Origin of the sequence: Bradyrhizobium sp. SHOUNA76 (assembly GCF_023006445.1) — a bacterium.
GTDB lineage: Bacteria > Pseudomonadota > Alphaproteobacteria > Rhizobiales > Xanthobacteraceae > Bradyrhizobium.
This window is the reverse complement of sequence record NZ_JALBHA010000205.1, coordinates 1-9,997: the sequence shown is the minus strand read 5'-3', so window position 1 is coordinate 9,997 and position 9,997 is coordinate 1. Positions and strand designations below refer to the sequence as shown.

General features: G+C 64.3%; 8 protein-coding genes and 1 pseudogene. 5 read left to right on the top strand and 4 right to left on the bottom strand.

Annotated features, from left to right (window positions below; genetic code table 11):
* Window positions 1-251, bottom strand: a pseudogene (locus MOV74_RS20660) (DUF308 domain-containing protein); the annotation flags it as partial.
* Between the two features lie 310 nt (window positions 252-561).
* Here MOV74_RS20660 and MOV74_RS20655 point away from each other — a divergent pair.
* Window positions 562-2,211 carry a glycosyltransferase family 39 protein gene (locus tag MOV74_RS20655; RefSeq protein WP_246926118.1) on the top strand — a complete coding sequence of 550 codons (1,650 nt, stop codon included), beginning with the start codon at window positions 562-564 and terminating at the stop codon, window positions 2,209-2,211.
* Between the two features lie 194 nt (window positions 2,212-2,405).
* On the top strand, window positions 2,406-3,185 hold the full coding sequence (locus MOV74_RS20650) for a class II aldolase/adducin family protein (RefSeq protein ID WP_246926114.1): 780 nt from the start codon (window positions 2,406-2,408) through the stop codon (window positions 3,183-3,185).
* Between the two features lie 328 nt (window positions 3,186-3,513).
* Here the strand turns inward: MOV74_RS20650 and MOV74_RS20645 are convergent, their stop codons facing one another.
* From MOV74_RS20645 to MOV74_RS20635, 3 genes are all read right to left on the bottom strand, one after another.
* Window positions 3,514-4,920: a M20/M25/M40 family metallo-hydrolase gene (locus MOV74_RS20645; protein ID WP_246926111.1), complete on the bottom strand. Its 1,407-nt coding sequence runs from the start codon at window positions 4,918-4,920 to the stop codon at window positions 3,514-3,516.
* Between the two features lie 24 nt (window positions 4,921-4,944).
* A complete protein-coding gene (locus MOV74_RS20640; RefSeq protein ID WP_246926108.1) occupies window positions 4,945-6,285 on the bottom strand; it encodes a glycosyltransferase family 87 protein in 1,341 nt (446 codons plus the stop codon).
* A gap of 316 nt (window positions 6,286-6,601) precedes the next feature.
* A complete protein-coding gene (locus MOV74_RS20635; protein ID WP_246926105.1) occupies window positions 6,602-8,224 on the bottom strand; it encodes a helicase HerA-like domain-containing protein in 1,623 nt (540 codons plus the stop codon).
* Window positions 8,225-8,568: 344 nt separating this feature from the next.
* Here MOV74_RS20635 and MOV74_RS20630 point away from each other — a divergent pair, with 344 nt between their 5' ends.
* The 3 genes from MOV74_RS20630 to MOV74_RS20620 form a co-directional block, all read left to right on the top strand.
* Entirely contained in the window at window positions 8,569-8,934 is a 366-nt protein-coding gene (locus tag MOV74_RS20630) for a DUF2267 domain-containing protein (RefSeq protein ID WP_246926103.1), read from the top strand.
* A 26-nt stretch (window positions 8,935-8,960) separates the two neighbouring features.
* Complete coding sequence (locus MOV74_RS20625; RefSeq protein WP_246926101.1) at window positions 8,961-9,368, top strand: DUF4332 domain-containing protein; 408 nt, start codon at window positions 8,961-8,963, stop codon at window positions 9,366-9,368.
* A gap of 273 nt (window positions 9,369-9,641) precedes the next feature.
* The coding region (locus MOV74_RS20620) for a dihydropteroate synthase (RefSeq protein WP_246926099.1) at window positions 9,642-9,997 on the top strand (356 nt) is incomplete at its 3' end.

The following is a 9,997-nucleotide window of genomic DNA, read 5'->3' as shown; positions in this document are numbered from 1 at the left end:
AGGCCCGGCAGCACGGGCCTGACCCGAACCTCGGACGACGCGGCCGCACCGGCGAGCCGGCGAGCGATGCCCTTCAGTTCCGTGACCACGACATGGAGGCCGAACAGTAACATCCCGGAGCAGACGGCGATCGTGCCCGAGATTATGAGGGGGCTGCCGAGACTGAACTCCCTGACGGAGAAGCCAAACAGGATCGAAAGGAGGCCCGCCACGACGGCGAAAATCCCCGCGATCAACAATGCCAAGGTCATCGAACTCACCCCCGGCCGCACATCCACACGCGACCCGTCACGCCACGATACCGTCATACGATGTTCCACGCCAACGGCGAATTGCAAGCCACGTTCCTAATGGAAAGGAAATCAGGGACTTATTCACATTCCCTTCAGCTACGGCCCGCTACTGCTAGGCTGCTGTCAATGATCCGGAATTGCTGCATCGCATCAGGAATTTAGCCATAATGCCCAATTACTTGCTAATGGAACTGCGCTATAGGGAGTCCGGGGTTGAGGCCCGCGCGCGCCAGCAGGGCCAACAGGGGATTCCGGGGCACCGATAGCCATGACATCCATCACGACTTCGGCGATCGACACGCCTCAGCGGCGCTCGGTCGAACGGACTTGCGACGATCTGGCCATGCTGGTGCTGGCTGCGGTCGCCGTCATTGCCGGCTTGACCTTCCGCGACTACGGCCTCGGCTGGGACGATTATACCCACGCCGAATATGCCGACCTGTTGCTGCGCATGTTCGGTTCCGGCTTCAAGGACACCGCGGCGCTCTCCTTCGCGAATCTCTACATGTATGGCGGCGGCTTCGACATGGTCGCGGCCCTCCTGCACAAGATCATTCCGCTCGAATTGTTCGAGACGCGCCGTCTGGTCGGCGCCATCGTCGGCGTGATCGGACTTGCGGTGACGTGGCGGCTCGGCCGCCGCATCGGCGGTCCCCTTGCCGGTCTTGCCTCACTCCTGCTGCTCGCGCTGTGCCCGATCTTCTACGGCCACATGTTCATGAATCCGAAGGACGCGCCCTTCGCGGTGGCCATGATCATCCTGATGCTCGGCCTCGTCCGGCTCGCCGAGGAATATCCGCAGCCATCGCCGCGCACGATCCTGATCGTCGGGCTCGGCGCGGGCCTCTCGCTCGGCTGCCGCGTTCTCGGCGGGCTCGCGCTGGTCTACGCCGTGCTCGGCTTCCTGCCCCTGTTCCTGGAGGAACTGCGCAGCGAGGGCCTGCGCGAATCGGTCCGCCGCTTCGCCCATGTCGTCTATGTGCTGCTGCCCGGCCTCGCGTTCGGCTATCTCGTGATGGGGCTGATCTGGCCGTGGTCGATCATGGAGCCCGGCAATCCCTTCGAAGCGCTGACCTACTTCTCACACTTCTTCGAGAAGCCCTGGAAAGAGATGTTCGACGGCGCGATCGTGTCGGTGCCCGACATGCCCTGGTCCTACCTGCCGACGCTGTTCGCGCTGCAGCTGCCCGAGGTGATGCTGGTGTCGATGGGCGGCGCGGTGGTCAGCACCTTCGCCATGCTGCCGCGACGCGAGGTTCCGGCGCGGCGCAAGACCATCCTGCTGATGCTGACGCTGGCTGCGACCCTGCCGCTGGCGATCGCGATGGTGAAGCGGCCGGCGCTGTACAACGGCATCCGCCATTTCGTGTTCGTGATTCCGCCGATGGCGGTGCTCGGCGGCGTCGCTTTCGGCTGGGCCATGGAGCGCCTGCGCGCCAATCACCGCACCTGGCAGCCCGTCGTGCTCGCCACCTTCTGCTTCGGCCTTGCGCTGTCGCTCGCCGAGATGATCCGGCTGCATCCCTATCAGTACACCCACTTCAACCACATCGCCGGCACCGTGCGCGGCGCCGACGACCGCTTCATGCTGGACTATTGGGGTCTCGCGCTGAAGCAGGCCTCGGACGAATTGCGCGAGCAGATCGTCGAGCGCCAGGAGGTTCCGCCGACCAATCGCAAATGGAAGGTCGCGGTCTGCGGTCCGCAGCGCCCGGCCCAGGTCGCGCTCGGCCCGGACTTCACCATCGGCTGGGATTCCAACGCGGCCGATTTCGCGATGACACTCGGCGAGTTCTACTGCAAGGGCCTCACTGCGCCCGTGATGGTCGAGATCAAGCGCGACGACGTGGTGTTCGCCCGCGTCTACGACATCCGCGGTCGCAGCATTTCCAGCCTGCTGTCGATCCCGGCGCCGTAGAAATTTTCTCCGGAGTCGTAGCCCCGTAGCCCGGATGGAGCGCAGCGAAATCCGGGACCCCTCTCAGAGCGGCCCTGCATTCCGCTGCGCTCCATGCGGGCTACGCTGGACTGCCGCGCTCTGCGTACCTTGCTGCCAACCAATAGCGGTACTAGGCTCCCTCCCCGCAACAACGATGTTCGGAGAGATCAGCCATGTCGCCAGCGGAAGCGCGCCTGAAGGAAGTACCGTCCAACATGACGGAGGCCGAGTGGCAGCAACGGGTCAATCTCGCCGCCTGCTATCGCCTGGTCGCGCTGTATGGCTGGGACGATCTGGTCGACACCCACATCTCCGCGCGCGTGCCGGGCCCCGAGCATCACTTTCTCATCAACCCTTATGGGCTGATGTTCGACGAGATCACGGCGTCCAGCCTCGTCAAGGTCGATTTGCACGGCAACCAGCTCTCCGAGAGCGAATACACCATCAACCCGGCGGGCTTCACCATCCATTCGGCGATCCACGAGGTGCGCGAGGACGCGATCTGCGTGCTGCATCTCCACACCCTCGACGGCACCGCGGTGTCGAGCAGCGCGGAAGGGCTGCTGCCGCTGAACCAGACCGCCCAGCTCGTCACCCACGACCTCGCCTATCACGACTACGAAGGCATCGCGCTCGACCACGACGAGCGGCCGCGGCTGCAGAAGGACCTCGGCGACCACAACCACATGCTCTTGCGCAATCACGGCACGCTGACCGTCGGCCGCTCGGTCGCCTCCGCCTTCGAGCGCATGTACCACCTCGAGCGCGCCTGCTCGATGCAGGTGCGCACGCGCGCGCTCGGTACGCCGGTCTATCCGGTCGAGGAGATTGCGATCGAGAAGAACACCGAGCTGCTCGCCAACCGCGATCGCGCCGAGCTGCGCGCCACCAACCTCGTGTGGCCGCCGCTGCTGCGCAAGCTCGACCGCGAGCTGCCGGGTTACCGGTCTTGAGATTTTCGGGATTTGGTGTAGGGTAGCTGTCAACTGACCTCTACGCCATTTGGAATGAAACGCCGCCCAATCCCGGGCGGCGTTTTTATTTTGGGGCAGGTAGCCGCCACACCCGTCATTGCGAGGAGCCCTTGCGACGAAGCAATCCAGGCTGTCTCAGCGGAAGGATTCTGGCTTGCTTCGCTACGCTCGCAATGACGAGGATAGGTCTCGTAGGGTGGGCAAAGGCGCGCTCTTCGCGCGCCGTGCCCACGTCTTCTTCTTTCGTCATCACTGAGAGATGGTGGGCACGGCGCGTTGCGCCTTTGCCCACCCTACGGCAGCTCGCCTACTTCACTTCGGCCAGCGCAGCGAGGATCCTCGCCCAGGAGCGGATGCCCTTCTGGAAGCTCCGGAGGTCGTACTTCTCGTTCGGCGAGTGGATGTTGTCGTCGTCGAGGCCGAAGCCGACCAGCAGCGAGTCGAGGCCGAGCGTGCGCTTGAAGTCGGCGACGATCGGGATCGAGGCACCCGAGCCCATCAGCACGGTCTCCTTGCCCCATTCGTCGGTGAGCGCCTTGCTGGCGGCGGCGAGCGGCTTCATGTTCCAGTCGAGCGCGACCGCGGGCGCGGCGGAATGGTCGCCGAACTCGACCTTGCAATCGCCGGGAATGCGCGCCGTCACGTAATCGCGAAAAGCCTTGCGGATCTTTTGCGGGTCCTGCCCTTCGACCAGACGGAACGAGACCTTGGCCGAGGCATGCGACGGGATCACCGTCTTGGAGCCTTCGCCGATATAGCCGCCCCAGATGCCGTTGACGTCGCAGGTCGGACGCGACGAGGCCTGCTCGATCAGGAGGCGCCCCTTCTCGCCGGCGGGGATCGACAGGCCGATCGGCTTCAAGAACATCTCGGGCGTGAGGTTGAGCTTCTTCCATTGCTCGAGGATGTCGGGCGGCAGATCCTTTACCCCGTCATAGAAGCCGGGAATGGTGATGCGGTTGTCGTCGTCGAACAGGCCGCCCAGAATTTTCGTGAGCAGGCGAATCGGGTTCATCGCGCTGCCGCCGAACACGCCGGAATGCAGGTCGCGATTGGCGGCGGTGATCTTCAGCTCTTCATAGAGCAGGCCCCGCAGCGAGGTCGTGATCGCCGGCGTGTTGCGGTCCCACATGCCGGTGTCGCAAACCAGCACGTAATCGGCTTTGAACTCGTCCTTGTTGGCCTCGATGAAGGGCACGAAGTTCTTCGAGCCGACCTCCTCCTCGCCTTCGATCAGGAAGGTGACATCGATCGGCAGCGATCCCGTCACCCTCTTCCAGGCGCGGCAGGCTTCGACGAAGGTCATCACCTGGCCCTTGTCGTCCTCGGCGCCGCGCGCAACGATGATCTTGCGGCCGTCGGCATGATCGGTGACGACGGGCTCGAACGGCGGGCGGTGCCAGAGATCGAGCGGGTCGACCGGCTGCACGTCGTAGTGGCCGTAGAAGATCACATGCGGCCGTCCGCCGGCCTTGTCGTCTCCCTTGGTCTTGCCGACGATGGCGGGATGGCCGGCGGTCGGTCTCACCTCGGTGGCGACACCCAGGCTTGCGATGTCCTTGGCGAGATGCTCCGCCGCCGCCTTGCAATCCCCGGCAAAGGCCGGATCCGCGGAGATCGACTTGATCCGGAGCAGCGCGAACAGGCGCTCCAGGCTGTTGTCGAAATCCTTGTCGATGTGGTCGAGCACGGATTGAAGCTGCGCATTGGCCATGGTCGGATTCCTGACTTTTGAGTCTCAAGACGACATTTCGAGATGCTTGGGTTTTAGCGCCGTCGCTGGCTGGGAGCCAGCCGCAACCGGCGGATGGCGGATGTGCCATGCGAGCGTGCCCGCAAGAACGGCGGTCGCAGCGAGGTTGTTGCCCCAGGCCTGGAGCACAGTTGGAAACCACGGCAGCGCCAGCAGCATGAGAATGCCGGCAGCGCCGAGGGCCAGCCAGGTTCCGAGGCGCACCTTCGCCCGCTCGTCGAAGGCGGCGCGATGCATCAACACCGTCATCGGGAAGAACAGCCACATGAAGTAGTATTGCCGCGCCAGAGGCGAGGCCACCGTGATCAGGCAGAACAGGATGCCGAGTTCCTCGGCGTCCGAGCGCGCCGTCCGCCGCGCTTGCCGTGGCATGATCGCGACGAAGCCGAGCCCGAGCAATGCGGACAACGCCAGCACGATCCAGTTTGCCGTCCTGTAGTCGACGTCGATGATATTCATCGTGCGTGCCGGCTTGTTGGGACTGTCCTGATTGTAGTTGATCGGGCGGACAAGGCGGTGCGTGACGGCGATCAGCGACTGGTTGACCCACGACCAGTTCTGCTCGTCGCGCTGGCCAAAGCCCTTTTCCGAGCTCGTTCCGACCATGCCCTGGTACCAGAGCGCAAGCTCGGCCGCGTTGCGCTCGAAGCCGCGGATCGGCGCCGGCACGACATAGAGAAGGATGCCGGTGAAGGCGACCGTAGCGACGACGGCCTCCCACTTGCGCCGCCAAATCAGATAAGGCAGCACCGCAATTGGAAACACCTTGATGGCGGCGGCGAGCGCGAACATGAAGCCGGCGAGCCATGACCGCTGATGCCGCAAGCTCCAGAAACCGTAGAGCATCATCGCCAGCAGGACGAGGTTGGGCTGGCCGAGGTCGAACATGTCGAACACGAAGGGCACGGTGATGACAGCAGGCAGCGCTTCCAGCCAGGGACTTGGCTTGCGGTCCGAGCCGGTCATGACGTGGGAGAACGTTCCGGTGTACCACCACGCCAAAACATTCAGGATCGACAGGACGAGATAGAGCGGGATCTTGCCGAACCAGCTCGGGATCGCCAGCAGGATCGCCGGGAGCGGTGGATAGATGAAGTCGAAATATTCGATGGCCGTGGCGGGATAGAATGGCTCACCCTGCAAGACCTGCTGCCCGGCCCAGTACCACAGCGGGTAATCCTTGGTCTTGCCGCTGCCGAAGATCTCGGGGACGAGCACGTCGGCGGTCAGCAGGACGCAGCAGAGCAGAAATAGCAGGTCCAGCGGCGCGCGCAGCGACAGGCGTCTGGGCGCGTCAGGCTTGGCTAGCGGGGCGGGCGAGGTCACGGAGTGGTCCTGTGCGGCGGCGAACAGGACGTAGCAGACCGGCGCGGGCTTGGAGAGTCCCTCACCTGAAATTGTAGCGGTGGTGACCTCGGGCAACGGCACATGAGGTGACTAGCAAAGTGCTTGAGCTTCCACATCGTCAGGGCCGGGCTTGTCCCGGCCCTCCACGACCTTTATCGCACTTTATCGCAGCACGAAGAACGTAGATGCCCGGGCCTTCGCCTCGCCGAAGCGGCTTCGGCCGCGCAGGCGGGACAAGCCCGGGCATGACGACCTTTTGGGGTCAAGCGGAATTGCCCAAAACAGGGCGTTCTGCCTAGCGCCGCAGCAATCCGCCGAGCGCGCCGCGGACCAGCGTGCGGCCGATCGAGCCGCCGAGCTGGCCGCCGACCGACTTGCCGATATTGGCGGCCATCCCGCCGATCACCTGGTTGGTGACCGATCGCGTCACGTCCCGCGCAATGACTTGGCCGGCCGACAGGCGGCCCCGCTTGACGTTGGTGCCGAAGATGGTGCCGACGATCGAGCCGATCTGGCCGAGGATACCGCCGCCGCTTGCGCCGGCCGGACCGTCCACCGTTACCGCCGTGCCGGCGATCCGCTTCTGAAGGATCTCATAGGCGGACTCGGCATCGACGGCAGTGTCGTATTTGCCCTTCACCGGGCTTGCAGCCATGATCGCCTTGCGCTCATCCGGCGTGATCGATCCGATGCGGGCCGAGGGCGGCCGGATCATCACCCGCTCCACCATCGCGGGCGTGCCGTTACCTTCGAGGAAGGACACCAGCGCCTCGCCCTTGCCGAGCTCCATGATCACCTTGGCGGTGTCGAGCTTCGGGTTGGGACGGAAGGTCTGGGCCGCGGCCGCAACGGCCTTCTGGTCGCGCGGCGTAAAGGCGCGCAGCGCATGCTGCACCCGGTTACCGAGCTGCCCGAGCACGCGGTCCGGCACGTCGATCGGATTTTGCGTCACGAAGTAGACGCCGACGCCCTTGGAGCGGATCAGGCGCACCACCTGCTCGATCTTGTCCATCAGCGCCTTGGGCGCGTCGTTGAACAACAGATGCGCCTCGTCGAAGAAGAACACGAGTTTCGGCTTGGGCAAATCGCCAGCCTCGGGCAGCTCCTCGAACAGCTCCGACAACATCCACAACAGGAATGTCGCGTAAAGCCTGGGGTTCTGAAGCAGCTTGTCAGCGACCAGGATATTGACCATGCCGCGGCCATCGCGGTCGGTCTTCATGAAGTCTTTCAGTGTCAGCGCCGGCTCGCCGAAGAATTTGGTGCCGCCCTGGTTCTCCAACACCAGGAGCTGGCGCTGGATGGTGCCGACGGTGGCCTTGGTGACGTTGCCGAACCCCTGCGCGGCCTTCTTGACGTCGGCCAGCGGGCTCTCTTCGGCATCCGCACCCTTCTTGCCGGTATCCGGCACGATGGCATCGAGCAGCGCGCGCAGATCTTTCATATCGATGAGGGTGAGGCCGGCGTCGTCGGCGACGCGGAAGGCGACGTTGAGCACGCCTTCCTGCACATCGTTCAGGTCGAGCATGCGCGCGAGCAGAAGCGGCCCCATTTCCGTGACGGTCGCCCGCACCGGATGGCCCTGCTCGCCGAACACATCCCAGAACACGGTCGAGAACTGGTCGGGCTGGAATGTCAGCCCCATCTCGGTGGCGCGCTTGAGGATGAAGTCCGCGGGCACGCCGATCTCGGAGATGCCGGAGAGATCGCCCTTGATGTCGGCCGCGAAGACCGGAACACCGGCACGCGCAAATCCTTCCGCCATCACCTGCAGCGTCACCGTCTTGCCGGTTCCGGTTGCGCCCGTGACGAGGCCGTGGCGATTGGCGAGCGCCAGCGTCAGCCAGGCCTGCTCGTCTCCCTTGCCGACGAAGATCTTGTCGTCGGTATCGCCGAGCTTGCTGTCCTGTGCGGTCATTATTCTCTCTGATCTCTCTGCCGGGTTTCGCGTATTGAACTCAAAGGCGGCAGTTCCGTAGTTTAATGCATGTCGCACGTCGATTGAAACCATTCAAAGCGCCCGACATGCGACATTGTCGGATAGGTGGACGACATCAGCCGAAAGTAGGAACGCGGCGTTCGCAACGCGGCAATTTTTCGCCGATTCCATCTCCGCTCTTGCACCGCTGCAACACTTCTCACGCGTTCGAAGATGAATCGCGACGACGGCTGCGTTCATCGCTTGTATTTCACATCACACCGGCTCAAGATCATTTTCGAAAGCAATATTCCGGCAAGCAAACCGGCTGAGGGGCGGGCCTTATGGACGAGCTGATCGGGCGGCTGGCGACAAACGCCAGCATAGATGGTGCTGTCGCCGAAAAGACCGTCGGCATCATCCTGGGCTTCCTCCGCAGTGAGGGTCCTTCCGACAGCGTGCAGGCCCTGATCGATCATATCCCCGGAGCGGAAGCCGCGATCGAGGCGTCCAGGAGCGGCGGCGGACTGTCGCGGTTGATGGGCGGCGGCTTGATGGCGGTCGGCACGCGCCTGATGGGCCTGGGACTTGGCATGTCCGAGATTCAAAACGTCGCCCGTGAACTTTTCCGCTTCGGCCGAGACAAAATCGGAGCAGATCAGATGGGCAAGATCGTTGCGGGGACGCCGGGCCTCAGCCAGTTCGCCTGAAGCCTTGGCATTTCATATCGAGTATCATGACATATCCGATCTCCGAGATTGAGGGCCTGTCGGTCTTTGCCGCCAACAAGTTGAAGGCGCAGGGCATCCGCACGACCGATGCCCTGCTCGAAGCGGCCGGCACGGTGAAGGGCCGCAAGGCGCTTTCCGCCAAGACCGGCATCAGCGAGCAGCTGCTGCTGGAATGGGCCAACGTCTCCGACTACATGCGTATCCCCGGCATGGGCCGCGCCAAGGTCGGCCTGGTCCGCGCCGCCGGCGTCACCACCGTGCGTGAGCTCGCCTATCGGAATCCGGCAAGGCTCGCCCAGAGCATGCGTGACGCCAACGAGAAGAAGAAGCTGCTCCGCATCCTGCCTTCCGAGAAGTCGGTCGGCGACATCATCGCCCAGGCGAAGAAGCTGCAGCCGAAGATCACGTATTGATGCTAGCTCCGTCATCCCCGCGCAACCGCGAAGCGGTTGTCGCTGGAGGCGAAGCACGGGATGCAACGCATCCCGTGGAGAGCCTCGAAGGATGCACGGCCACCGCTGCGTCGGCACGGAGACAGCCGGGCCGTCGCCCTTCGAGGGCCGCTGAAGAAGCGGCCACCTCCAGCGACAACGGCTTCGCCGTTGCGCGGGGGTGACGGTGATGGAGCGGTGCTGGTCCCCCCTCCCCGCTTGACTCCCCCTCCCCGACCGCGCAAAGCCACGCGCATGAATGCCTCGCCCTCCCCATCCGTCCCGCCGGCCGGCTCGGCCGGGCCAGATGCGCTGCGGACGCTGCTGGAACGGCCCGTTCCGGCGGTGATGGGCGTGCTCAACATCACCCCGGACTCCTTTTCCGATGGCGGCGAGTTCATCGCGCCCGAACAGGCGCTCGCGCGGGCGCGGGCGATGATTGCGGACGGCGTCGACATCATCGATATCGGCGCCGAGTCCACCCGGCCCTACAAGGGCGCCAAGGCCGTCACGGCGGATGACGAGCTCGCCCGGCTGAAGCCGGTGCTGGCGGGCGTGGTCGCCCTCGGCGTGCCGGTCTCGATCGACAGCATGAAGGCCGAGGTGGTGGC

Excerpts from the sequence above, each read along its gene's own strand:
- MOV74_RS20655 (WP_246926118.1), top strand. The coding sequence starts at position 562 with ATGACATCCATCACGACTTCGGCGATCGACACGCCTCAGCGGCGCTCG.
- MOV74_RS20650 (WP_246926114.1), top strand. The coding sequence starts at position 2,406 with ATGTCGCCAGCGGAAGCGCGCCTGAAGGAAGTACCGTCCAACATGACG.
- MOV74_RS20645 (WP_246926111.1), bottom strand. The coding sequence starts at position 4,920 with ATGGCCAATGCGCAGCTTCAATCCGTGCTCGACCACATCGACAAGGAT.
- MOV74_RS20635 (WP_246926105.1), bottom strand. The coding sequence starts at position 8,224 with ATGACCGCACAGGACAGCAAGCTCGGCGATACCGACGACAAGATCTTC.
- MOV74_RS20630 (WP_246926103.1), top strand. The coding sequence starts at position 8,569 with ATGGACGAGCTGATCGGGCGGCTGGCGACAAACGCCAGCATAGATGGT.
- MOV74_RS20625 (WP_246926101.1), top strand. The coding sequence starts at position 8,961 with ATGACATATCCGATCTCCGAGATTGAGGGCCTGTCGGTCTTTGCCGCC.